The following is a 23,616-nucleotide window of genomic DNA, read 5'->3' on the forward strand; positions in this document are numbered from 1 at the left end:
GCCGCCCGTCACAGCGTCCGGTGTGACGTCCAGCCGTTCCGGTGCAGCCGTTCGATGCCGTCGAGCAGCAGGTCCAGCGCGAACTCGAACTCGAACTGGTCGTCGCAGCCCGGCCCGACGACCGAGTCGCCGTCGTGCGACGCCGCGGTGGCGATCGCCGCGAGGTTGGGGAACCGGGCGGCCATCTCCGGCGGCAGGTCGGCCGGCGGCTCGGGCACTGTCGCGCCGGACCGGCCGGCCTGCCGGGTGGCGTCGAACAGTTCCTGGCTGAAGCCCAGCACCCGGCTGCCCATCGCGTGCATCACGTGGTGGGCGAGGTCGGTGGAGAACCCTCCGGCGCGCAGCGCCCCGACGGTGGAGTCGAGGTACGCCAGCACGGCCGGCGTCGCCGTGCTGCGGGACTCGATCGCCAGCGGCGCCCAGGGGTGGCGCAGCAGCACCTGTCGCGCCGAGAGGATGCGCCGCCGGATCGCCTGCTTCCAGTCGCCGGGCTCCGGCGGATCGATCTCCGCGACCACGACGTCGATCATGCCGTCGACCAGTTCGTCCTTGTTCGCCACGTGCTTGTAGAGCGCCATCGGCACGACGCCCAGGTCTTGGGCGAGGTTGCGCATGCTGAGCGACTCGATGCCGGTCCCGTCGGCGAGCGCGACGGCGGCACGCAGGATCCGGTCCCTGCTCAGCGGTGCCCGGCGCACCTTCTCCGCCTGCTTCGGCATGTGGTTCCTCGCCTTCCCGGGGGCGGTTGTCACAGTATCCGCCTTGACTGGTGTACGGCGTACACCTAGCCTGGTCCCATCGAGGTGTACGCCGTACACCTGGGAGGGAGCGGGACCGTGAGAGCGATCGTCCAGGACCGGTACGGCCCACCCGAGACACTCGCGCTGGCCGACGTCGACACGCCCGTACCCGCCGCCGACGAGGTGCTGGTCCGGGTCGAGGCGGCCGCGCTCAACGCGTACGACTGGCACGTCATGCGCGGCGATCCCCGGCTGTCGCGGCTGGCGCTCGGCCTCACGCGGCCCCGGGCGCGCATCCGTGGCCGCGACGTGGCCGGGCGGGTCGAGGCCGTCGGCGCCGGGGTACGGCAGATACGTCCCGGCGACGCCGTCTTCGCCGACCTCGGCGAGGCCGACGGCGCGTTCGCCGAGTACGTGTGCGTACCCGAACGCCTGGTCGCGCCCCAGCCGGCGAACCTGTCCCCGGAGCAGGCCGCCGCCCTGCCGCTCGCGGGCGTCACCGCGCTCCAGGGGCTGCGCGACGCCGGGCAGGTCCGGCCCGGCCACCGGGTCCTGATCAACGGGGCGTCCGGCGGCGTCGGCACGCTCGCCGTCCAGCTGGCCAAGGCGCTCGGCGCGACGGTGACGGGCGTGTGCCGCACCCGCAACATCGACCTGGTCCGTTCGCTCGGCGCCGACCACGTGGTCGACTACACCCGCGACGACTTCACCCGCGCCGGGCGCCGGTACGACGTGGTGTTCGACCTGGTCGGCAACCGTTCGCTGCGCGCGCTGCGGCGCGCGTTGACGCCGACCGGGACGCTCGTGCTCTCCGGCGGCGGCGTCTACCGCGGCGGCAGCCTCATCGGACCGGTCGGGCTGCTCGCCCGCGGACGGCTGACGGCGCCCTTCGTCCGGCAGCGCATCGTCGCGCTCGCCACCTCACCCGGCCGGGCGCACCTGGACGCGCTCCGCGAGCACGCCGAGGCCGGCCGGCTCACCGTGGCCATCGACCGTACCTATTCGCTCCACGAGGTGCCCGACGCCATCCGCTACCTCGAAACCGAGCACGCGCGGGCGAAGGTCGTCGTCACCATCTGAGGCCGTCGTCCCCAGCCCGGCGAGTTGTCCACAGGGTTGTCCACAGGTGGACAAGATCAGTGGAGGGCGGCTGCGGCGCTGGTCAGCGTGGCGAACGCCTCGCGCATCCGCCACGCGCTCCGGTCGCGCGGACCGATCGGGTTGGAGACCGTACGCAGCTCGGCGAAGGGCACACCGGCCTGGGCGGCGGCGACCGCCACGCCGTACCCCTCCATGGCCTCGGCCACCGCGTCCGGGTGCCGTTGCGCGAGCGCCGCCGTGCTCGCGGCGGTGCCGGTCACCGTGCTCACGGTGAGTACCGTGCCGACAGTCGCCCCCGGCAGGGCGGCCCGCAGCCCGGCCAGCAGGCCCGGGTCGGCGGGCACGATCCGGCCGCCGCCCAGCAGCTCGGGGGGCATCCCCAGGTCCTCGACCGGGATGAACCCGCCGGGTGACTCGGCGCCCAGGTCGGCGGCGACACTGCGGTCGGCGAGCACCGTGCCGCCCACCGCGACCCGGCCGACGAAGCCACCGGCGATGCCGGCGCTGACCACCGCCCGGTACGGCCGCCCGGCCGCCTCGGCCAGCGCCAGCAGCCGTGCCGTGGCGGCAGCGGCGACAGCCGGGCCGACACCGACCGGCAGCACCGTCACGTCCGGCGGTGCCGTCCCGTCCGGCGCGGCGGATGCGGTCAGGCCTGCGCGGATCGCCTCGGCCTCGGCGGGTACCGCCGTGACCACGAGCAGCCCGGTCACGCCACCGGCCCCCGGGGGTCGCGCCGCTCGGTGTCCTCGACGCCGGAACCGCCCACCGATGAGGAGGGCCGGTAGATGTGGAAGCCGGGCGGCGCGAGCCCGTCGTCGTCGGGCGGGCCGGCACGCTGGGGCGCCGGTGACGTGGGCGCCGGGTCGTCGAACGAGGTGGTGGCCGGTTCCGCGGCCCGGGTGGCCTGCTCCGCCGCCAGTTCCTCGTCGCCGAGCGGCCGGCCGACCAGGTGCTCACCCCGCAGCTTGCCGGCGACCAGCACGCCGCGTACGGCCACCAGCGCGGCCACCACGGCGGCGACGGTCACCCCGATCAGCCCGGTGAACGGCACCAGCCCGAGCCCGCCCCCGGCTACGAACGCGAGCATCAGCGCGGTCTCCGAGTGCGCGAACGAACTGGCCCGCAGCCGCTCCGGGATGCGTTCCTGGATCGAGGCGTCCACCGTCAGCTTGGCGATCCCGCTCATCATCGCCGCCACCAGGCAGAGCAGCGCCACCATGGGCAGGGAGAACTTCAGCGCGGCGAGCACCGCCACGCCGGCCACCACTATCGTGCCGCTGGACTGGAGCGCGGTCGGCCGGTGGATGCGCAGCCGGGTGCCGATCGCGGTGGCCAGGAACGTGCCGACGGCCAACGCGCCGCCGACCAGGCCCAGCGCGCCCTGGGCGCCGAGGTTACGGCCGAAGAAGTCGGTGGTCAGGTCACCGGCCTTGATGGCGAAGGCCAGGAAGAGCAGCAGGAAGCCGTAGAGCCCGCGCAGCGCCGCCGCGCCGATCAGCGTGGCGATCACCAGGCGGCCGGCCGGGCGGCCCCGGCCCAGCGGGCGCTCGCCGTCACGGCGGCGCATCGCGCGCAGCGGGTGCGGCATCCGCTCCGGCGGCTCGGAGTCGGCCTTCGGCGGCAGCCGCAGGGAGATCACCATGCCGACCAGGAAGATCACCGACGCGACCCGCAGCGGCCACTGCGGCCCGAACCAGAACGCGGCCAGCCCGATCGGCGCGACGAGCGCGCCCGCCACCGTGCCGTAGACGCTCGCCCGCGCCCCGACCTGGGACAGTCCCAGGCCCTCGGGCAGCAGCCGGGGGACCGCTGCCGAGCGGGCCACGCCGTACGCCCGGGAGAGCGCGAGCACGCCGAACGCCGCCGGGTAGAGCCCGAAGCCGCCGATGTAGTCGGAGATCAGCCAGGCCAGGAACGCGCGGCCGAGCATGGTGGTGGCCAGCGCGTACCGCCGGCCGTGGCGGAAGTGGTCGAGCAGCGGGCCGACCACCGGGGCGAGCATGGCGAACGGGACCATGGTCACCAGCAGGTAGAGGGCGACCTTGTTGCGTGCCTCGCCCAGCGGCACGTCGAAGAAGATCGTCCCGGCCAGGCCGATGGCGATGAGCGTGTCGCCGGCGCAGGAGAGGGCGTGCAGGTCGAACAGCCGGACCATGCCCACCTCGTTGCCGGCGCTGCGGGCCCGGGCGGTGCCGGCGCGGCGGGTCATCCAGCGCCCGCCGTGCAGAGACCCGCGCAACAGCAGCCGGGTGGCGCGGATGCCGGTGCCGACGGTCCGCCCCAGAAAGGAGCGGCCGGAGCGGGAGGACAGCGCCATGCGTCCCATCCTCGCCCATTCGATCCACGCGCGCCGCATCACCCGCGGAGAACGACTCCGGGGAGTGCCTGTCACCCGTGGACCGGCATGGGGAACAATGGTCCGGTGACCAGGCCCGCCTCCGCCCGCGCTCCCCGGCTCGACCAGGTCTGCGCCGCCGCCGTCGAGGTGGCCCGCGACGCCATCACCGAGGTGGAGCCGACAGACATCGGCGACCATCTCCAGGCCGTCGCCGAGGGCGACCGGGTCGTCACCCACTACTTCGAATGCCGGATGGCCGGTTACCGCGGCTGGCGCTGGGCCGTCACGGTGACCCGGGTGCCGCGCAGCCGGCACGTCACCATCTGCGAGACGGTGCTGCTGCCCGGCCCGGACGCGCTGCTCGCCCCGGGCTGGTTGCCCTGGCAGGAGCGGCTCAAGCCGGGCGACCTGGGCCCGGGCGACCTGCTGCCCACCCCGGCCGACGACGAGCGGCTCGCCCCCGGCTACCTGCTCTCCGACGACCCGGCGGTCGAGGAGACCGCCTGGGAGCTGGGGCTGGGCCGGGCCCGGGTGCTGTCCCGGGAGGGGCGCGCCGAGACCGCCCAGCGCTGGTACGACGGTGACCACGGCCCGGACGCCGCGATCTCGACGGCCGCGCCGGCCGCCGCCCGCTGCGGCACCTGCGGTTTCTACCTGCCGCTGGCCGGGGCGCTGCGACTGGCCTTCGGCGCGTGCGGCAACTTCTACGCGCCCGACGACGGCCGGGTGGTCAGCGCCGACCACGGGTGCGGCGCGCACTCGGAGACGCTTGTGGAGACGCCCGAGACGCCCGTCGAGGAGCTGCCCACCGTCTACGACGACAGCGCGGTCGAGGCCATGACGGTCAGCCGGGCCCCCGGGTCGGTCGAGGCGTCCGAGCCGGCGGAGCCGTACGGCCACCCCTGACCGGTCAGCGCGGCCGCTGCGCGGCGGCCGCGCGTCGGCGACGCCGGTTGGCGTCGTGCCGCATCATCACCGCCAGGCCGGGAAAGCCCCACAGAAAACCGGCCAGGCAGGTCCAGAGCCAGTTCTGACGCCCGGACTCGGTGAGCCAGTCCCGGAAGAAGATCAGTAGCACCAGACCGGCCACCGCCCAGGCGATCAGCCCGGCGACGGCGAACGGCACCATCGGCGGGTCGAGCGGCTCCGGCCGCGGCTGTTGCTCCTGTGACACCGGCCCAGCCTACGTGATCGTTCTTCCCTGCCCGCCAGGTGATCTGGGACGATGCGCGCGACAAAACCCGGCCGATGACCAGATGAGGAACCATGTCCATTGCTCCACCGCCGGATCACGGCACTCCGCCCGATCCCGCGCATCCACGTAACGGCTTCGACCGCTTCTTCCTGATCTCGGCACGCGGGTCCACGCTGAGCCGGGAGCTTCGGGGCGGTTTCGCCACGTTCTTCACGATGGCGTACATCGTGGTGTTGAACCCGCTGATCCTGGGCAGCGGGAAGGACGGCGACGGCCGTTCGCTGGCGATTCCGGCGCTCGCCGCGGCGACCGCGCTGGTCGCCGGCCTGATGACCATCCTGATGGGCGTGGTGGCCCGGTTCCCGATCGCGCTCGCGGCCGGCCTGGGTGTGAACGCGCTCGTCGCGTACGAGATCGCGCCCCAGATGACCTGGGCGGACGCGATGGGCCTGGTGGTCATCGAGGGTGTGCTGATCGGCATCCTGGTGCTCACCGGACTGCGTACCGCGGTGTTCCGGTCGGTGCCGACGCAGCTCAAGACCGCGATCGGCGTCGGCATCGGTCTGTTCCTGACCATCATCGGCCTGGTCGACGCCGGGTTCGTCCGGCGTGTGCCGGACGCGGCGAACTCCACCGTGCCGGTCGGGCTGGGCATCAACGGCAAGATCGTCAGCTGGCCGATGCTGGTCTTCGTGGTCGGCCTGCTGATCACGCTGGTCCTGGTGGTACGCCGGGTCCGGGGCGCGATCCTGATCGGCATCCTCGCCTCCACCGTGCTGGCCATCGTGGTCGAGGCGATCGCCAACGTCGGCCCGTCCTTCGTCGACGGCAAGCCGAACCCGAAGGGCTGGGCGCTGAACGTGCCCGAGCTGCCGAAGCAGATCGTGGACGTGCCCGACCTGTCGTTGCTGGGCCAGTTCAACGTGCTGAACTCGTGGAGCCGGGTCGGCTGGCTGGTGCCGCTGATGTTCATCTTCACGCTGCTGATCACGGACTTCTTCGACACCATGGGCACGATGGTCGCGATCGGCCAGGAAGGGGACATGCTCGACGAGACGGGCACCCCGCCGAAGGCCAAGGAGATCCTGCTCGTCGACTCGATCGCCGCCGCGGCCGGTGGCGCCGCCTCGGTGTCCAGCAACACGTCGTACATCGAGAGCGCCGCAGGTGTCGCGGAGGGCGCCCGGACCGGCGTGGCCAACCTGGTCACCGGCAGCCTGTTCCTGCTGGCCATGTTCCTCGCGCCGCTGTCGTTGATCGTGCCGTTCGAGGCCGCGTCGACGGCCCTGGTGGTGGTCGGCTTCCTGATGATGACGGCGGTCCGCACGATCGACTGGACCGACTACGAGATCGCCATCCCGGCGTTCCTCACCATCGCGCTGATGCCGTTCACCTATTCGATCTCCAACGGCATCGGGGCCGGCGTGATCAGCTTCGTGCTGCTGAAGGTGGCGAAGGGTAAGGCCCGGGAGGTCCACCCGCTCCTGTACGGGGTCGCCGCGCTGTTCATCGTGTACTTCCTGCGCGGGCCGGTCGAGTCCGTGTTGCTCTGACGCTGGTGAGCCTGGTCATAACGCGTGTCGTTAGCCAGGCTCATTAGTTAAGCTAACTACCGTGACGGAGCGGACGGTGACGGCGAAACGCGTGCCACCGGCGCAGCTGGCCCCTCAGCTGCGAGATGCGATCACCCGGCTCAACCGGCGGGTCCGACAGGCCCGGCCGGTCGGCGACCTCACAGTCACCCAGCTGTCGGCGCTCACCAGCCTCAACCTGGCGGGCGCCCTCACACCACGGGAACTCGCTGATGTCGAACGGGTGCAGCCGCCCACGATGACGAAGATCGTCGCGAAGCTGGAGGAGCGGGGCCTCGTGCAACGCACCCCCCACCCGACCGACGGACGGCAGGTCATCCTGGCGGCTACCGAAGGGGGACGGGCCGTACTCGACCAGTTCGAGCGGGCCCGCAACGAGTGGCTGGCCACCCGGCTGGCCGAGCTCACCGAGGACGAACGCGAAACGCTACGGCGCGCCGCGGACATCCTCCAGGGCATCGCTCGCGCCTGACACCGCCGCCCGCGGTTCGCTTCGTCAGCTGTGGATGAAGCGTACCGACGCAAGGAGGCGCACCTAGAGTGCAGGCCAAATTGAGCACGATGTTCCAGTCCCTACGGGTCCGTAACTACCGACTCTTCGCCACCGGGCAGCTGATCAAACTGATCGGCGTCTGGATGATGTTCATCGCCCAGGACTGGCTCGTGCTCGAGCTCAGCGACAACTCGGCGACCGCGCTCGGCGTGGTCACCGCGTTGCAGTTCACGCCCGTACTCCTGCTCACGCTGCTCTCCGGACGGCTCGCCGACCGCTACGACAAGCGGATGCTGCTCTTCGTCGCCAACGCGTTCTGGACCGTGCTCGCGCTGGCCATGAGCGTCCTGGTCCTGACCGGCCTGGTGCAGCTCTGGCACGTCTTCACGTTCGCCGCCCTGCTCGGCGTCTCCAACGCGGTCGAGACACCGGTCCGTCAGGCGTTCGTCTCCGAGCTGGTCGGCATGCCGCTGCTGCCGAACGCGCTCTCGCTCAACGCGGCAGTGTTCAACTCCGCCCGGATCGTCGGCCCCGCCGTCGCCGGCCTGGCCATCGCCGCCGTCGACGTCGGCCCGGTCTTCCTGGTCACCGCGCTCAGCTCGATCGCCCCGCTGGTCAACGTGGTCCGGATGCGTACCGAGGAACTGCACCGCAAGGACCTGCCGCCGGTCGGCGAGCGGGACCAGGCCCGGGTGGTCGACGGCCTCCGGTACGTGGCACGCCGCCCCGACATCCTGCTGCCGATGGTCCTCATGTCGGTGATCGGGATGAGCCTGTTCAACTTCCAGCTCACCCTCGCCGCGCTCGCGAAGACCGTGTTCAACACCGGCGCCGCCTCGTTCGGCCTGTTCAGCACCGCGCTCGCGGCCGGTGCGCTGGTCGGGGCGTTGGCCGGCACCGGACGGCGCAGCCGGCCCTCGGTCTGGCTCGTGCTCGGTGCCGCGATCGGCTGCGCGGTCTTCGGCACGCTCGTCGGGCTCGCCCCGGCGTACTGGCTGGTCGTGGCGCTGCTGCTGCCCGCCGGGTTCTTCATGATCTACTTCGCTCAGGCCGCCAACCAGCGCGTCCAGCTCGGTGTCGACGCCTCCTTCCGGGGACGGGTGATGGCGCTGTGGGTGCTGGTGTTCCTGGGCACCAACCCGGTCGGCGCGCCGCTGATCGGCTGGGTCGCCGAGCACTACGGCGCGGGCGCGAGCATCTGGGCCGGCGGCCTGATCTCGCTGACCGCCGCGCTGCTGGCGCTCACCTGGCAGCTGCGCCGCTCCGGCGCCCGGCTGCGGATGCGGGTGCTCCCGATGCCCCGCTTCTACGTCGTGTCGCCCGGAGCCAAGTAGCCCCGATAGCCGGTCGTACCGGCCCGATTACCCAAACGGGTGGCGGGCCGGTGCGGCAGGGCTTAGCGTCGATGTGTGGAAGTGGGGCAGGGACTGCTGCTGGCGCTGGCGATCCTCGCCGTCTGCTGCCTGCCCGCCCTGTTCGCGCTGCTGTTCTGCGCTGACGAGATCATCGACCGGGTCGCGTGCGGGTGGGCCGAGTGGCGGGAGCAGCGCCGGGAACGCCGTACCATCGCGCGGCTCGACCGGGCCATCGAGGCCGAGGCGCTGACCCGCGACATCGACCTCACCGAGTTCGACCGGGACGGCCGACGGCCGCTGGACCAGCTCGCCACCGACCTGCGCCGCCTCGGCGGCCACCGGCTCGCCGCCAACGACCGCAGCGTGGTGTGGCACGGCGCGGTCATCGAGGCGTACGACGAACGGCTGCGCGCCGCCTGCCGGGCGCTCGGCATCGACGAGCACCTGGCCGAACTGGACGGCGTCGACCGGGAGATCGAACGGGTACGCGTCGAAGGGCTGCTGCACGCCGCCGGGCTGACGTTGCCGGCCGCCCGCGCCGCGCACCACCAGCGGCACCGCTGACCTGGTGCGTCTCTTCGCGGCGATCTACCCACCTGCCGTGGCGGTCGAGGACCTGACCGCCCGGGTCAAGGGCCTGCGGGTCGCGGCCGCCCGCCACGCCCGGCTGGCCGATCCGGCGGACCTGCACCTCACGCTGGCCTTCCTCGGCGAGGTGCCGGACGTCCGGCTCCCCGACGTGAAGCACGCGCTCGCCTCGGCCGCCCGGACAGCTCGTGCCCCACTGCTGCGCCTCGCGGGCGGCGGCAGCTTCGGTCAGGGCCGGTCCACTGTGCTCTGGGTCGACGTACGCGGCGACGTCGAGGCGCTCGACGCGCTCGCCCGCTCGATCCGCGGCGGGCTGCGCGAGGCCGGGCTGCCCTGCGACGACAAGCCGTTCCGGGCGCACCTGACCATCGCCCGCCCCGGTGACCGGGTGCCCGAGGCCGACCTCCACGCCGACCGGGACACCCTCAACGGGTACGCCGGCCCACAGTGGTCGGCCGGTGAGGTGATGCTGACCCGCAGCCACCCGGGCAGTACGCCCCGCCACACGCGCATCGCCGCGTGGGCGCTCGCGCCGGCGCGTTGATGCGGGCGGCGTGCTAATTCGGCGGCGTGTTAAGAAGGGGCCCCTTCTCTACCTGAGGCGTTAAGAAGGGGCCCTTCCTTTCACCAGGCCCAGGCCTCGGGGCCGGGGCCGCCGTTGCCTACGGGCGGGAACAGCTCGTCCAGGCGGGTCAGCGTGGGCTCGTCCAGGTGGACGTCGAGCGCGCCGAGGTTGCGGTCGAGCTGGTCCATGGTGCGCGGGCCGACGATCGGGGCGGTCACACCCGGACGGGACAGCAGCCACGCCAGCGCCACGTCAGCCGGGTCGTGGCCCAGGTCGGCGCAGAGCTTCTCGTACGCCTCGATCGTGCCGCGGTGCTCGGCCAGCGCGTCGGCCGAGCGGCCGGTGGTGCCGCGCGCCGCACTGCCCTCGGCCATCTTGCGGATGATGCCGGAGAGCAGCCCGCCGTGCAGCGGCGACCACGGGATGATGCCCAGCCCGTAGTGCTGGGCGGCCGGCACGACCTCCAGCTCGACGTACCGGGTCAGCAGGTTGTAGATGCACTGCTCGGAGACGAGGCCGAGGAAGTTGCGCTTACCGGCTGCGGCCTGCGCCTGCGCGATGTGCCAGCCGGCGAAGTTGGACGAGCCGACGTAGAGCACCTTGCCCTGCGCGACGAGCGTCTCCATCGCCTGCCAGATCTCCTCCCACGGCGTGGCCCGGGAGATGTGGTGCATCTGGTAGAGGTCGATCGTGTCGGTCTGGAGGCGGCGCAGCGAGTCCTCGCAGGCCCGGATGATGTGCCGGGCGCTCAGGCCCTGCTCGTTGGGCCACTCGCCCATCTTGCCGTACACCTTGGTGGCGAGGACGACCTTGTCGCGGCGCCCGCCGCCCTGCGCGAACCAGCGGCCGACGATGTGCTCGGTGACGCCCTCACCGAGCTTCCAGCCGTAGACGTTCGCGGTGTCGAAGAAGTTGATCCCGTGTTCGAGCGCCCGGTCCATGATGGCGAAGCTGTCCGGCTCGTCGGTCTGCGGACCGAAGTTCATCGTGCCGAGGCAGAGTCGGCTCACGGACAGGCCGGTGCGTCCCAGGTTCGTGTACTCCATGACTCCACCCTGGCACGCCGGCACCTGGAGTGCCCTCTCAACGAGCCAGGGTGGAGCTTGCGGATCAGGAGGATTCGCGGGCCGCCGGGCCGGTGCCGAAGAGCACGTCGTCCCAGCTCGGCAGCCGCTTGCGTGGCTTGCCACCGGCCTCGGTGGACTCGCCGCCCGCGCCGCCGGTCGCCGCCGCGGCACCGGTGCGCCGCGGCCGCAGCACTGCCAGCGAGGGTACGGCCGGGATCTCCTTCGGCGCGTCCGAGTCGTCGTCGAAGGCCGAGCCCTGCCCGCCCCCGAGCAGCGCGGCGGCGCCACCGGCGACGGCCCGCTGGCGGGGCGCCTCCTGCGCGGCCGGGGAGCGGGTGTCGAGACCGCGCCCGGACGTGCCGCCGAGCGGCCGGTCCAGCGAGGCGAGCAGCGCGTCCCGGCCGGCGCGGATCGGGTCACGCCCCGGACGGGCGTGCTCGGAGGCGGCCGGCAGGCCGTGCCCGCCCCGGCTCGGCTCGCCACGCGACGGACCGGGCAGCGCGTGACCGCCCCGCTCCGGCGCCGGCTCCTGGCCGAGGATCGGCGTGGGCCGCTCGGCGCAGAGGTATTGCGCCATGTCGTCGTGCGGGGCGACGTTCTGCCGGGTCTTGTCCAGGTCCCACACCGCCTGCGCGGTGGCCTTGCCGGACGGCCAGGTCGCGATGATCCGCCAGGTGCCGTCGTCGCGGCGGTAGGCGTCCCACGAGATCTTCTCGGTGTCGATGCCGTGCTGGGCCAGCCGGCCGTTGACGACCTCGGCCAGCGGGGTCGGCTTCTCCGCGCCCTTCAGCCGGGTGCGGCGGGCGTGCTGGGCGAGCATGGCCCGCTCCTGAAGCACCGGGCCGGCGTAGCGCAGCACCCGGTCGACCGGCACGCCGGCGATGCGGGCGACGTCCTCGGCGGACTCACCGGAGCGGATGCGGGCCTGGATGTCCCGTGGGGACAGCGACGGCGTCGGGTCGGTGGCGCTCGGCACCACAGCGAGCGGCGGGGCACCCGGCTCGGCGTGCAGCGCCGACGCGATCCGCTCGTCGATGGGCAGCGCCAGCAGGCGCCCCACCTCGTCGGCGAGCACCAGGGCCTGGCCGTCCTCGGAGAGGGCGACGAAGCGTACTGGGCGCATGGGCTTGCCTCCGTCCCGCTTCGCTGGCCGTCACGCCACGGGAGCCGGCCACCCGGGCGTCTCGCACCACCGTACGCTCATCTACCCGCCGATGGGGACTGCGACACCCCGGCATGTCGTGACTGAGCTGCGGTAATGATCACGGTGGGTGGCCGCCGGAGCCCTGACGGCCACGCACCGTGACGGCGTGATCAGAGTCGCTCGACCACGTAGTCGATGGACGCGGTGAGCGCCTCGACGTCGGCCGGCTCGACGGCCGGGAACAGCGCCACCCGCAGCTGGTTGCGGCCCAGCTTGCGGTACGGCTCGGTGTCGACGATGCCGTTGGCGCGCAGCACCTTGGCGATCGCCGTGGCGTCCACCCCGTCGGCGAAGTCGACGGTGGCGACCACGTTGGACCGCAGCGCAGGGTCCGCCACGAACGGGGTGGCGAACGACGAGCGCTCGGCCCAGCCGTACACGATGCCGGCGCTCTCGGCGGTGCGCTTGGCCGCCCAGGCCAGCCCGCCCTGGGAGTTCATCCAGTCGGTCTGCTCGGCGGCCAGGAAGATGGTCGCCAGCGCCGGGGTGTTGTACGTCTGCTCCAGCCGCGAGTTGTCGATCGCGGTGACCAGGTCGAGGAAGGCCGGGAGGTAGCGGCCCGACTCCTTGATCTCGGTGGCCCGGGCCAGCGCGGCCGGCGACATCAGGGCCAGCCAGAGGCCACCGTCGGAGCCGAAGCACTTCTGCGGCGCGAAGTAGTAGACGTCGGTCTGGGCGACGTCCACGTCCAGGCCGCCCGCGCCGGAGGTAGCGTCGACCAGCAGCAGCGAGCCCTCGTCGGCGCCCGCCACCCGGCTGATCGGCACCGCGACACCGGTGGAGGTCTCGTTGTGCGGGGTGGCGTAGACGTCCACGCCGGCCTCGGCGACCAGCGTCGGGGCGCTGCCCGCGTCGGACTTGCGCACCGTCGGCTCACCGAGGAACGGTGCGTCCTTGACCGACTTGGCGAACTTGGCGCCGAACTCGCCGAAGCTGGCGAACTGGGCCCGGTCACGGATCAGGCCGAACGTGGCGACCTCCCAGAACGCGGTGGTGCCGCCGTTGCCGAGCACCACCTCGTACCCCTCGGGCAGGGAGTAGAACTCGGCCAGGCCGCGGCGCAGCCGGGCGACCTGGTCGCGGACCGTCTTCTGCCGGTGCGACGTGCCCAGGTAGCTGGTGGCGACGTCGGCGAGGGCGGAGACCGCGGCCGGACGGACCTTGGACGGGCCGCAGCCGAATCGTCCGTCGGCGGGCCTGATCTCGTCGGGAATCCGGATGGTCGGTGCGTCAGCCACGGTCTTGAAGATCCTTCCGCATGGGCGAGAGGTGAGCTGGCAGGGCGCGGACGAGGTGCTGCCGCGTGGCGGCGGGCGTCCGAGCCCGTTCCGGCGACACTGCCACGGCAATCCTCGCACCTGTCCGGGCACGTCCGGCGGGCTGTCCCACCCCGGTCGGTGAGGCGTCCGCCACACGGGCCGCGAGCCGGTCCCGGAAATGCCGGAGCCCCGCTCCACCGGCGGGTGGAAGCGGGGCCCCGGGCGAGACGTCAGACGCCGTGCGGGATGGCGTCCCAGCCCTCGACCTCCTGCGGCTTGCGCGAGCCGTGGCCGACGTACGTCGCCGACGGGCGCACCAGCCGCTGGAGCTTCTTCTGCTCCAGGATGTGCGCCGACCAGCCGCCCATCCGCGCGCAGGTGAACATCGAGGTGAACATGTGCGCCGGCACCTCGGCGAAGTCCAGCACCACTGCCGACCAGAACTCGACGTTGGTGGCGAGGACGCGGTCCGGGCGGCGGGCCTGCAGCTCGGCCAGCGCGGCCTTCTCCAGCGCCTCGGCGACCTCGAAGCGCGGCGCGCCCAGCTCCTTGGCGGTACGCCGCAGCACGCGGGCGCGGGGGTCCTCGGCCCGGTAGACCCGGTGGCCGAAGCCCATCAGCCGCTCGCCCCGGTCGAGCACGCCCTTGACGTACCCGTCGGCGTCGCCGCTGCGCTCGACCGCCTCCAGCATGCTGAGCACCCGGGACGGGGCGCCGCCGTGCAGCGGGCCGGAGAGCGCGCCGATGCCGGAGGAGATGCAGGCCGCGGCGTCCGCGCCGGTGGAGGCGACGATCCGGGCGGTGAAGGTGGAGGCGTTCAGGCCGTGCTCGGCGGCCGAGATGAAGTACGCGTCGACGGCCTTGACGTGCCGCGGGTCGGGCTCACCCCGCCAGCGCTTCATGAACCGCTCGACGATGGTCTCCGCCTTGTCGATCTCCTTCTGCGGCACGGCCGGCAGGCCCAGGCCGCGCGCCGACTGGGCGACGAAGGACAGCGCGGTGACCGACACCCGGGCCAGGTCCTCGCGGGCCTGCTCGTCGGAGATGTCGAGAAGCTGGCTGAGCCCCCAGTACGGCGCCAGCATGGCGACCGCGGACTGCACGTCGACGCGGATGTCACCGGAGTGCACCGGCACCGGGAACGGCTCGGCCGGCGGCAGGCCCGGGCCGAACCGGCCGTCCACCAGCAGCGCCCAGACGTTGCCGAACGAGACCTGGCCGATCAGGTCCTCGATGTCCACGCCCCGGTAGCGCAGTGAACCCCCCGCGCGGTCGGGTTCGGCGATCTCGGTCTCGAAGGCTACGACGCCCTCCAGGCCCGGTTTGAAATCGGACATGTCGTCTCCTGGCTTCGGCTCGGCGCGCCCGGGCGGGCTGATCGAGCCCCGCAGCTCAGGCGACCCTTCAGGGATGTGGTTCGGAACATCTTGCCCGGTGGGTAACAGACTGCGCGACCCACAGCCACTGTGCGCCACACGACATCCCCGCCGCTGGCCGTCGGTGAGAGAGGGAGAAGACTGGGTACCGGGGCCTGGCCAGCGTCGGGGGACGCCGGCACGCCCGGGAGAGGGACGAGCACAGTGACAGGCGACACACCCGCACCGGCCGGTATGCGTAACGAGTACGCCGCCGACCTGGGCCTGACCGAGGCGGACCTGGCGCCGGACTGGCACACCCAGTTCGCCCGCTGGTTCGCCGACGCGGTGGCACATCCGCTGCCCGAGCCGAACGCGATGGTGCTCGGCACCGCCGACGCCCGGGGCCGGCCCAGCGGGCGCACCGTGCTGCTCAAGGGGTACGACCCGGAGGGCTTCGTCTTCTACACCAACCACGGGTCGCGCAAGGGTGCCGAGGTGACCGGGAACCCGTGGGCCAGCCTGGTGTTCCCCTGGTTCCCGATGCAGCGGCAGGTGACGGTGACCGGCCGGGTCGAGCCGGTGGACCGGGCCGAGACCGAGGCGTACTTCGCCAGCCGGCCGCGCGGCTCGCAGCTCGGGGCGTGGGCCAGCGCCCAGTCGACGGTGGTGCCGGACCGCGCCGCGCTCGACGAGGCGTACCGGGCGGCGGCGGAACGGTTCGCCGACGTGGACCCGATCCCCGCGCCGCCGCACTGGGGCGGGTTCCGGGTCCGGCCCGAGACGGTCGAGTTCTGGCAGGGCCGGGCCAGCCGGCTGCACGACCGGCTGCGCTTCCGGCGTACCGGGAACGGGGTTTTCGTCGTCGAGCGGCTCGCGCCGTGACCGACGTCACGCAGGCCCGGCGGCGGGGTGCGCGCCGCTGGGCGATCGACCTGCGCCCGCTGCGCGTGCCCGCGTACCGGCGGGTCTGGACCGGCAACGCGATCGCGATGTTCGGCTTCCAGTTCACCGCCGTGGCGGTGCCGGTGGAGATGTTCGACCTGACCGGCGGCTCGCTCTGGGTCGGCCTGCTGGGCATCGCCGGTTTCGTGCCGCTGCTGCTGTTCGGGTTGTGGGGCGGCGCGATCGCCGATGCCCGGGACCGCCGCCGGGTGCTGCTCGTCGGCGGTTGCGTGCTCTGGGCGTCGACGCTGGGGCTGCTGGTGCAGTCGCTGGCCGGCGTGCGCAGCCCGCTGCTGCTCCTGCTGCTCGTCGCCCTCCAGTCGACCGCCTTCGCGATCACCTCACCGGCCCGCAGCGCGATCCTGCCCCGGCTCGTGCCGGCCGAGCTGGTCCCGGCGGCAACCACGCTGAACTTCACCACGTTCACCGCCGCCGCCGTCTTCGGCCCGCTCGCCGCCGGCCTGATCTTCGCCGGGTGGGAGGTCGGGACGGCGCTGCCCATCGCGTACGCGGCGGACGCGCTGCTGTACACGGCGGCGCTCTGGGCCACGCTGCGGCTGCCCGCGATGCCGCCCGCGCCGGACCCGGACGGCGGCGTCCGCAAGGCCGGGCTGGCCAGCATCGTCGACGGTTTCCGCTACCTGGCCACCACGCGGGTGCTGCTGCTGTCCTTCGCCATCGACCTGATCGCGATGATCCTGGCCATGCCGCGGGCGCTCTTCCCCGAGCTGGCGCAGGAACGCTTCGGCGGCGCCTCGGCGGTGGGCTGGCTCTACAGCTCGATCGCCATCGGCGCGATGCTGGGCGGCCTGACCTCCGGGTGGATCGGCCGGGTACGCCGGCAGGGCCTCGCGCTCACCGTGGCGGTGGTCGGCTGGGGCGTGGCGATCGCGCTCGCCGGGCTGGCCGGGCAGTTGTGGGTGGCGGTGGTGCTGCTGGGCGTCGCCGGCGCCGCCGACCTGGTCAGCGCCACGCTGCGCCAGTCGATGCTGCTGGTCTACGCGCCGGACCGGATGCGGGGCCGCCTCCAGGGCGTGAACACCGTCGTGGTGGCCGGTGGCCCGCGTCTGGGCGATCTGCGGGCCGGCGCGACGGCCGCCGGGTTCGGCACCGGCGTCGCCATGGTCGGTGGTGGCCTGGCCGCCGCCGTACTCGCGGTGTTGCTGGTGGTGGCGTTCCCGGCGCTGCTGCGCTATCGCTCGACCACCCCCGCCGAGGAGCGCCACTGACGGTAGGGTCGCCGACATGGGGATCGACGTGCAGCCACCGTCCGGTACACAGTGGACCATTTCCGCCGACGGCCACGAGGCCGTCGTGGTCGAGGTGGGCGGCGGGCTGCGGGCCTACCGGCACGACGGCGTGGACTACCTCGACGGGTACGCCGAGGACGAGGTCTGCCCCGGCTCGGCCGGTCAGGTGCTCGCGCCCTGGCCGAACCGGATCCGGGACGGCGTCTACTCGTTCGGGGAGCGGTCGTTCCAGCTCGACCTCACCGAGCCGGAGCGGCACAACGCGCTGCACGGCCTGGTGAACTGGGCGCGGTGGCAGCTGATCGAGCAGTCGGCCCAGAGCGTGACGATCGGCTACGACCTGCCGCCCAGCCCCGGCTACCCGTGGGCGCTGCGGCTGCGGGCCCGGTGGAGCGTCGGCCCGGACGGGCTGCGGGCCGAGCACGAGGCGACGAACCTGTCCGGCGAGCCGGCGCCGTTCGGCTTCTCCGTGCACCCCTACCTGCAACTGCCGAAGGCCGGCGTGGACGGGATTCGGCTGCACCTGCCGGCCCGGCGGCGGGTGCTGGTGGACGGCCGCCTGCTTCCGGTCGGTGCGACCGAGGTGACCGGCTCCGAGTTCGACTTCACCAGCCCGCGCCCGATCGGCGACCTGGTCCTCGACACCGCCTTCGGTGACGTCGAGCGGGACGCCGACGGCGGCTCGGCGGTGACGCTCGGCTCGCCGGACGGCTCGTCCGGGCTGCGGATCTGGGCGGACCGCGAGTTCGGCTGGTGGCAGGTGTTCACCGGCGACACGCTCGGCGGGGAACGGCACCGCCGGTCGGTGGCGGTCGAGCCGATGACCTGCCCGCCTGATGCGTTCCGCTCCGGCAGGGACGTCATCACGCTGGAGCCGGGGCAGACCTGGCGGGGCGCCTGGGGCGTCCGGCCGGAGGTATGAGCGTGGAGTTCGCCGAGGTAGTCCGCCGCCGCCGGATGGTGCGCAACTACGACCCCGACCGCCCGGTGCCGCCGGAGGTGGTGGACCGCCTGCTGGACCATGCGGTCCGCGCGCCGTCGGCCGGGTTCGCCCAGGGCTGGGGCTTCCTGGTGCTGGAGGAACCCGAGGACCGGGAACGGTTCTGGGCGGCGACCACGCCCGGTGGCGGCGGCCGGGAACGCTGGCTGGCCGGGATGCGCCGGGCGCCGCTGATCGTGGTGCCGCACGCCAACCGTGACGCCTACCTGGACCGCTACGCCGAGCCGGACAAGGGCTGGGCGGACCGCGCCGAGGACCGCTGGCCGGTGCCCTACTGGTACGTGGACACCGGCTTCGCGGCGCTGCTGATGCTGCTCACCGCCGTGGACGAAGGGCTGGGCGCCTGCTTCTTCGGCATTCCGCCGCAGCGGATCGAGGCGTACCGGGAGGCGTTCGGGGTACCGCCGGAACTCAGCCCCGTCGGAGCCATCACAGTGGGTTATCGGGCTGTTGACCATCGGTCACCGTCGCTGCGTAGAGGGCGGCGTCCGGTGCAGGATGTGGTGCGGCGGGGACGGTGGACCTGAGCGGTTAGGCTGACATCCACATCGTCAGCCGGGCCTGGGGGAGGAGAGCACGCCGTGATCTTCAGGGCGGTCCGGGACGGGCGTCCCTACCCGGAGCACAACCTCACGCTGAAGCAGTGGGCCGAGATCCCGCCGCGCCCGCTGCGGCTGGACCAGCTCATCACCACCAAGCGCGAACTGGCGCTGGACAAGCTGCTCGCGGAGGACTCCACCTTCTACGGCGACCTCTTCCCGCACGTGGTCCAGTGGAACGGCGGCCTCTACCTCGAGGACGGCCTGCACCGGGCGCTGCGCGCGGCGCTGCAGCAGCGCAACCAGATCCACGCGCGCGTGCTGGTCCTCGGCGACCAGGGCGAGTGACGCCCGGCTGAGCCTTGGTTAAGGTGACGCCATGACTCCTCTGGACCTGCTCGACATCGATGCGTCGCTCAGCGAGGAGGAGCGGCAGATCCGCGCCGTCGTGCGCCAGCTCGTGACCGACCGGGTACGCCCGCACGTCGCCGGCTGGTACGAGGACGGCCAGGTGCCGGCCCGTGAGCTGGCCCGCGAGTTCGGCAAGCTCGGCCTGCTCGGCATGCACCTGACCGGGTACGGCTGCGCCGGCGCGTCCGCGGTCGCGTACGGGCTGGCCTGCCTGGAACTGGAGGCCGGCGACTCCGGCGTCCGCTCGCTGGTCTCGGTGCAGGGATCGCTGGCCATGTACGCCATCTGGCGCTTCGGCAGCGAGGAGCAGAAGCAGCGCTGGCTGCCCGCCATGGCGGCCGGCGAGGCGATCGGCTGTTTCGGGCTCACCGAGCCCGACCACGGCTCCGACCCCGGCTCGATGGCCACCCGGGCCCGCCGCGACGGCGACGACTGGATCCTCAACGGCAGCAAACTGTGGATCACCAACGCGCCGATCGCCGACGTGGGCGTGATCTGGGCGCGCACCGACGAGGGCGTGCGCGGCTTCGCCGTACCCATGGACACGCCGGGGGTGACGGCGCGCGAGATCCGGCACAAGATGTCGCTGCGCGCGTCACTGACCGGCGAGATCGCGCTCGACGACGTCCGGCTGCCGGCCGACGCGCGACTGCCCGAGGCGATCGGGCTGAAGGCGCCGCTGGGGTGCCTGACCGAGGCCCGGCACGGCATCGTCTGGGGCGCGCTCGGCGCGGCCCGCGACTGCCTGGAAACCGCATTGGAGTACGCGACCACGCGCACCCAGTTCGGCCGCCCGCTCGCCGGTTTCCAGCTCACCCAGGCCAAGCTCGCCGACATGGCGGTGGAGTGGAACAAGGGGATGCTGCTCGCGCTGCACCTGGGCCGTCTCGCCGACGCCGGCTCGCTGCAGCCTCACCAGGTGAGCGTGGGCAAGCTGAACAACGTCCGGGAGGCGCTCGCCATCGCGCGGCAGTGCCGCACGATCCTCGGCGCGAACGGAGTCTCCGGCGAGTACCCGGTGATGCGGCACGCCAACAACCTGGAGAGCGTGCTCACCTACGAGGGCACCTCCGAGATCCACCAGCTCGTCATCGGCCAGCGGCTGACGGGCCTGTCCGCGTTCGCCTGACCTGCGGTTTCACCCGATCGGGACGCTCGGCGAGCGACTGTCGCACGGTGGCCGTACCGTCTTTGTCAGTCGATGTGTCGGACGAGGACGGTGAGGGCGATGGCCCGCGACGGTGACATCAACGAGCCCACCCGGGAGTTCCCGGACTACCCCACCAGCGAGTCCCTTCGCGACCGGGCGGAAGGCTCGCCCGACCCGGGCCGCGATCCCGATCGCGAGCCCGGTCCGGGCGCCCCGGCGTCGGGCGGCGGCGCGGCTCGTGGCCTGCTCTGGGTGCTCGGCGCGGCGGCGCTGGCGGTGGTGGTGCTGCTCGGCGTGCAGGCCACCGGTCTGCTGCCCGACTTCCGCAACCCGTTCGCCAAGGAACAGACCGACCGCAGCCAGCCGCCGCTGCTCAAGTCGATCCGCGACCTGAGCCGCTACGTCGCCGCCGAGGGCAACTTCCAGGTCGTGGTGGACGTGCAGAACGACCGGCGCAACGTGCCCGACTTCCTGCTCAACGAGCGCACGCTGTTCGTCGGGGCGGGCCGCGTCGAGGCGTACGTCGACTTCGCGAAGATCGCCGACGGCGCGGTGACGGTCTCCGAGGACGGCAAGTCCGCCGAGATCAAGCTGCCCGCGCCGCAGCTCGGCGAGACCGACCTGGACATGGACAAGAGCTACGTGTTCGCCCAGCAGCGCGGCCTGATCAACCGGCTCAACGACCTGGTGGCCGGCGACCCCAACCGGCAGCAGCAGATCTACAAGCTCGCCGAGGACCGGATCACCGCGGCGGCCCGCGACAGTGGGCTCGCCGCCCGCGCCGAGGAGAACACCCGCAAGATGCTGGAAGGGCTGCTGCGCTCGCTCGGCTACGAGAAGGTGACTGTCACCTACACCGCGCCCTGATCTTCGTGCGCTGACGCCGCGCGCCCGCCCCGATGGTCCGGGGCGGGCGTGTCGCGTGTGTGCCGGTGTCCCGGCTTCGTGTCGCGTCAGCGGGTGGCGAGGTAGCGGTCCTCGTTCGGCATCAGAACCCACAGGATCAGGTAGATGATCACCTGCGTGCCGGGCAGCAGCAGCGACAGCAGGAACAGCAGCCGGACCAGGCCGGCCGACATGCCGAACCGCTGCCCCAGGCCGGCGCAGACACCGGCGATCATGCGCCCCTGGCGGGGCCGGACCAGTTTGCGACTCATCGTCGTCTCCCACTTCTGCGGCGATCCGCCGCGCTGATTCCACGGTAGAGAGGGGTGCGCGCCGCGCCCTCGGCCCCGAGGATGATCGGCGACCCGGGCACCCGTAGGTGCATACCCCGGACCGTCCCCACCGACTCACCGCGGAGACTCCCGGGTCGCCGCCGCGGTTTCCGGTCCGAGGTGGTCCCGCAGTCACGGGTCGGGGAACTGCGGTTCCTGCTCAGCGCTTCCGCACTGCTGGCCACACCATCAGCCCTACCTCCCGCCCCCTCCCGCCCCCTCCCGCTCCCGCTTTCGTCTCCCGCCTTCCGTCTCCCGCCTTCCGCGATCTTGCACTTGAGGCCCTCGACGTGCCCTATTTGCTCTGGATTGACGGGGCGGGAAGTGCAAGGTCGCGGCAGTTGACGGGGTGGCGTGCGGTGGGAGCCGCGCTCGGTCGCGTGTTGCGGCGAGTGCGTTCCGTGGTGCGGGACTGGCGTTCCGTTGAGTGGGATTCGTGGAGATCTTGGAAGGAAAGGGTCCCTATGGGGGCCGTTTGGTTCCAAGATCTGCCGGGAGCCGGGAGCCGGGAGCCGGGAGCCGGGAGCCGGGAGCCGGGAGCCGGGAGCCGGGAGCCGGGAGCCGCTCTCCCGCCGCGCTGTGCGGCGATCTTGGAGTTGTGGTGGTTCACGAAGGTCGTAAATGCCGCCATCCGGGCGCCACAACTCCAAGATCGACGGGGGGAGTGGGGGCCGGAGGGGGCAGCGCTCGCTCGCGGGCGGGCATGGGGCGGAGTGGGGGCGGGTATTCATGAGGGCGGGGTAGGCTCGCCGGTCGGGCGCCCCCACCCCGGGCGCCGGCCGTCCCGCCTGGCGGGGGCGGCAACCCCACGCACCGGCTCGGATCCGCACAACGGGGACGACGGCGAGGAAAGCAGCAAATGATCAGTGTTTTCGATCTTTTCAGTGTCGGTATCGGGCCGTCCAGCTCGCACACGGTCGGGCCGATGCGGGCCGCCCGTACGTTTGTGGCGGGTTTGAAGGCTGACGGGCAGCTCGCTGACGTGGCGCGGGTACGGGCGGAGCTGTTCGGTTCGCTCGGCGCGACCGGGCATGGGCATGGCAGTGACCGGGCGGTGCTGCTGGGGCTGGAGGGCGAGGTTCCGGAGACCGTCGACACCGACTCGGTGGGGCCGCGCGTCGAGCGGATCCGCACCCAGCGGCGGCTCGACTTGTTCGGCAGTCAGGGGATCGTCTTCGATCCGGACACGGATCTGGTGCTGCATCGTCGGCGGTCGTTGCCGTATCACCCGAACGGGATGACGTTCGCGGCGTACGACGTGGCCGGGAACGAGGTGCGGACGCGCACGTACTACTCGGTGGGTGGCGGGTTCGTGGTGGACGAGGCGGCCGCCGGGGCGGACCGGATCAAGGCGGACAGCACCCGGGTGCGGCACCCCTTCCTCACCGGCGCGGAACTGCTCAAGGTCACCTCGGAGACGGGTCTGTCGATCAGTGAGGTGATGCTCGCCAACGAGGTGTCCTGGCGTAGCGAGGCGGACGTACGCGCGGGGCTGCTGGAGATCTGGCGGGTGATGCGCGAGTGCGTGGAGAACGGCTGCACCCGTGACGGCGTACTCCCGGGTGGGTTGAAGGTCCGGCGGCGCGCGGCGGAGATGCGGCGCGGCCTGGAGGCGGAGACCGGTAGCGGGGATCCGTTGCGCGCGATGGACTGGGTGACGTTGTTCGCGCTGGCGGTCAACGAGGAGAACGCGGCGGGTGGGCGGGTGGTGACCGCGCCGACGAACGGGGCTGCCGGGATCATCCCGGCGGTGCTGCACTACTACACCCGGTTCGTGCCGGGCGCGTCCGAGGAGGGCGTGGTGCGGTTCCTGCTGGCGGCGGGCGCGATCGGTGTGCTGTTCAAGGAGAACGCCTCGATCTCGGGTGCGGAGGTGGGCTGTCAGGGCGAGGTGGGTTCGGCGTGCTCGATGGCGGCGGCCGGGCTGGCCGAGGCGTTGGGCGGTACGCCGGAGCAGGTGGAGAACGCCGCCGAGATCGGCATGGAGCACAACCTGGGGCTGACCTGCGACCCGGTGGGTGGCCTGGTGCAGATCCCGTGCATCGAGCGCAACGCGGTGGCGAGCATCAAGGCGATCACCGCGGCCCGGCTGGCGTTGCGGGGCGACGGGGTGCACCACGTGTCGTTGGACAAGGTCATCAAGACCATGCGGGAGACCGGCGCGGACATGAAGGTCAAGTACAAGGAGACCGCGCGGGGCGGGCTCGCCGTCAACGTCATCGAGTGCTGACCTCGTTGGGGTGATCCCG

General features: G+C 72.6%; 24 protein-coding genes. 15 read left to right on the forward strand and 9 right to left on the reverse strand.

Features of this window, described 5'->3' with window-relative positions; genetic code table 11:
* Nucleotides 1–8 precede the first annotated feature (8 nt).
* Nucleotides 9–719 carry a TetR/AcrR family transcriptional regulator gene (locus KBX43_RS28490; protein ID WP_104115467.1) on the reverse strand — a complete coding sequence of 237 codons (711 nt, stop codon included), beginning with the start codon at nt 717–719 and terminating at the stop codon, nt 9–11.
* A 117-nt stretch (nt 720–836) separates the two neighbouring features.
* On the opposite strand from KBX43_RS28490, the gene KBX43_RS28495 reads away from it, so the two are divergent.
* Complete coding sequence (locus KBX43_RS28495; RefSeq protein ID WP_113972159.1) at nt 837–1,820, forward strand: NAD(P)-dependent alcohol dehydrogenase; 984 nt, start codon at nt 837–839, stop codon at nt 1,818–1,820.
* Nucleotides 1,821–1,876: 56 nt separating this feature from the next.
* Here KBX43_RS28495 and KBX43_RS28500 read toward each other — a convergent pair whose 3' ends face one another.
* Together KBX43_RS28500 and KBX43_RS28505 are read right to left on the reverse strand one after the other, a co-directional pair.
* Complete coding sequence (locus tag KBX43_RS28500; RefSeq protein ID WP_113972158.1) at nt 1,877–2,554, reverse strand: futalosine hydrolase; 678 nt, start codon at nt 2,552–2,554, stop codon at nt 1,877–1,879.
* Complete coding sequence (locus tag KBX43_RS28505; protein ID WP_113972157.1) at nt 2,551–4,161, reverse strand: MFS transporter; 1,611 nt, start codon at nt 4,159–4,161, stop codon at nt 2,551–2,553. The genes KBX43_RS28500 and KBX43_RS28505 overlap by 4 nt, the downstream gene beginning before the upstream one ends.
* An 87-nt stretch (nt 4,162–4,248) precedes the next feature.
* Here KBX43_RS28505 and KBX43_RS28510 point away from each other — a divergent pair, with 87 nt between their 5' ends.
* The gene (locus KBX43_RS28510) at nt 4,249–5,088 is read left to right on the forward strand and encodes a DUF3027 domain-containing protein (protein ID WP_043327164.1); all 840 of its coding nucleotides are present in this window, start codon (nt 4,249–4,251) and stop codon (nt 5,086–5,088) included.
* Nucleotides 5,089–5,092: 4 nt separating this feature from the next.
* Here the strand turns inward: KBX43_RS28510 and KBX43_RS28515 are convergent, their stop codons facing one another.
* Nucleotides 5,093–5,356: a DUF2530 domain-containing protein gene (locus KBX43_RS28515; protein ID WP_030503567.1), complete on the reverse strand. Its 264-nt coding sequence runs from the start codon at nt 5,354–5,356 to the stop codon at nt 5,093–5,095.
* Between the two features lie 92 nt (nt 5,357–5,448).
* Here KBX43_RS28515 and KBX43_RS28520 point away from each other — a divergent pair, with 92 nt between their 5' ends.
* From KBX43_RS28520 to thpR, 5 genes are all read left to right on the forward strand, one after another.
* Nucleotides 5,449–6,930: an NCS2 family permease gene (locus tag KBX43_RS28520; RefSeq protein WP_043327162.1), complete on the forward strand. Its 1,482-nt coding sequence runs from the start codon at nt 5,449–5,451 to the stop codon at nt 6,928–6,930.
* A gap of 61 nt (nt 6,931–6,991) precedes the next feature.
* Nucleotides 6,992–7,441: a MarR family winged helix-turn-helix transcriptional regulator gene (locus KBX43_RS28525; RefSeq protein WP_030503565.1), complete on the forward strand. Its 450-nt coding sequence runs from the start codon at nt 6,992–6,994 to the stop codon at nt 7,439–7,441.
* Between the two features lie 68 nt (nt 7,442–7,509).
* Nucleotides 7,510–8,796, forward strand: a complete 1,287-nt coding sequence (locus tag KBX43_RS28530; protein WP_064448807.1) for an MFS transporter — start codon at nt 7,510–7,512, stop codon at nt 8,794–8,796.
* 75 nt (nt 8,797–8,871) lie between these two features.
* A complete protein-coding gene (locus KBX43_RS28535) occupies nt 8,872–9,381 on the forward strand; it encodes a hypothetical protein (protein ID WP_030503563.1) in 510 nt (169 codons plus the stop codon).
* Between the two features lie 4 nt (nt 9,382–9,385).
* Nucleotides 9,386–9,949 carry an RNA 2',3'-cyclic phosphodiesterase gene (thpR, locus tag KBX43_RS28540; protein ID WP_210888253.1) on the forward strand — a complete coding sequence of 188 codons (564 nt, stop codon included), beginning with the start codon at nt 9,386–9,388 and terminating at the stop codon, nt 9,947–9,949.
* Nucleotides 9,950–10,029: 80 nt separating this feature from the next.
* On the opposite strand, the gene KBX43_RS28545 is transcribed toward thpR, so the two are convergent.
* The 4 genes from KBX43_RS28545 to KBX43_RS28560 all read right to left on the reverse strand — a co-directional run bounded on the left by KBX43_RS28545 (nt 10,030) and on the right by KBX43_RS28560 (nt 14,837).
* Nucleotides 10,030–11,016, reverse strand: a complete 987-nt coding sequence (locus KBX43_RS28545) for an aldo/keto reductase (RefSeq protein WP_113972155.1) — start codon at nt 11,014–11,016, stop codon at nt 10,030–10,032.
* 64 nt (nt 11,017–11,080) lie between these two features.
* Nucleotides 11,081–12,160, reverse strand: a complete 1,080-nt coding sequence (gene sepH / locus KBX43_RS28550) for a septation protein SepH (RefSeq protein WP_043327153.1) — start codon at nt 12,158–12,160, stop codon at nt 11,081–11,083.
* A 191-nt stretch (nt 12,161–12,351) separates the two neighbouring features.
* On the reverse strand, nt 12,352–13,479 hold the full coding sequence (gene serC, locus KBX43_RS28555) for a phosphoserine transaminase (protein ID WP_210888255.1): 1,128 nt from the start codon (nt 13,477–13,479) through the stop codon (nt 12,352–12,354).
* A gap of 251 nt (nt 13,480–13,730) precedes the next feature.
* Nucleotides 13,731–14,837 carry a citrate synthase 2 gene (locus KBX43_RS28560; protein ID WP_043327149.1) on the reverse strand — a complete coding sequence of 369 codons (1,107 nt, stop codon included), beginning with the start codon at nt 14,835–14,837 and terminating at the stop codon, nt 13,731–13,733.
* Between the two features lie 273 nt (nt 14,838–15,110).
* On the opposite strand from KBX43_RS28560, the gene pdxH reads away from it, so the two are divergent.
* The 7 genes from pdxH (at nt 15,111) to KBX43_RS28595 (ending at nt 21,017) form a co-directional block, all read left to right on the forward strand.
* A complete protein-coding gene (pdxH, locus tag KBX43_RS28565; RefSeq protein ID WP_051611271.1) occupies nt 15,111–15,740 on the forward strand; it encodes a pyridoxamine 5'-phosphate oxidase in 630 nt (209 codons plus the stop codon).
* Nucleotides 15,737–17,029, forward strand: a complete 1,293-nt coding sequence (locus KBX43_RS28570) for an MFS transporter (protein WP_043327145.1) — start codon at nt 15,737–15,739, stop codon at nt 17,027–17,029. The genes pdxH and KBX43_RS28570 overlap by 4 nt, the downstream gene beginning before the upstream one ends.
* A gap of 16 nt (nt 17,030–17,045) precedes the next feature.
* Nucleotides 17,046–17,972, forward strand: a complete 927-nt coding sequence (locus KBX43_RS28575; RefSeq protein ID WP_043327144.1) for an aldose 1-epimerase family protein — start codon at nt 17,046–17,048, stop codon at nt 17,970–17,972.
* Between the two features lie 2 nt (nt 17,973–17,974).
* Nucleotides 17,975–18,577 (forward strand): nitroreductase family protein, encoded by a 603-nt coding sequence (locus KBX43_RS28580; protein WP_043327142.1) that lies wholly within the window; start codon nt 17,975–17,977, stop codon nt 18,575–18,577.
* A gap of 54 nt (nt 18,578–18,631) precedes the next feature.
* Nucleotides 18,632–18,937, forward strand: coding sequence for a type II toxin-antitoxin system VapB family antitoxin (locus KBX43_RS28585; protein ID WP_013283726.1), 306 nt, complete (start codon nt 18,632–18,634; stop codon nt 18,935–18,937).
* Between the two features lie 31 nt (nt 18,938–18,968).
* Complete coding sequence (locus KBX43_RS28590) at nt 18,969–20,129, forward strand: acyl-CoA dehydrogenase family protein (protein ID WP_104115486.1); 1,161 nt, start codon at nt 18,969–18,971, stop codon at nt 20,127–20,129.
* Nucleotides 20,130–20,228: 99 nt separating this feature from the next.
* Nucleotides 20,229–21,017, forward strand: a complete 789-nt coding sequence (locus tag KBX43_RS28595; protein WP_043327138.1) for a DUF4230 domain-containing protein — start codon at nt 20,229–20,231, stop codon at nt 21,015–21,017.
* Nucleotides 21,018–21,103: 86 nt separating this feature from the next.
* Here KBX43_RS28595 and KBX43_RS28600 read toward each other — a convergent pair whose 3' ends face one another.
* Entirely contained in the window at nt 21,104–21,307 is a 204-nt protein-coding gene (locus KBX43_RS28600; RefSeq protein WP_043327136.1) for a PspC domain-containing protein, read from the reverse strand.
* Between the two features lie 919 nt (nt 21,308–22,226).
* Here KBX43_RS28600 and KBX43_RS28605 point away from each other — a divergent pair.
* Entirely contained in the window at nt 22,227–23,597 is a 1,371-nt protein-coding gene (locus tag KBX43_RS28605) for an L-serine ammonia-lyase (protein ID WP_210888257.1), read from the forward strand.
* The last annotated feature ends 19 nt before the right edge of the window (nt 23,598–23,616 follow it).

The sequence above is a fragment of the Micromonospora sp. C41 genome (assembly GCF_018070485.1).
Taxonomy (GTDB): Bacteria; Actinomycetota; Actinomycetes; order Mycobacteriales; family Micromonosporaceae; genus Micromonospora; species Micromonospora chalcea.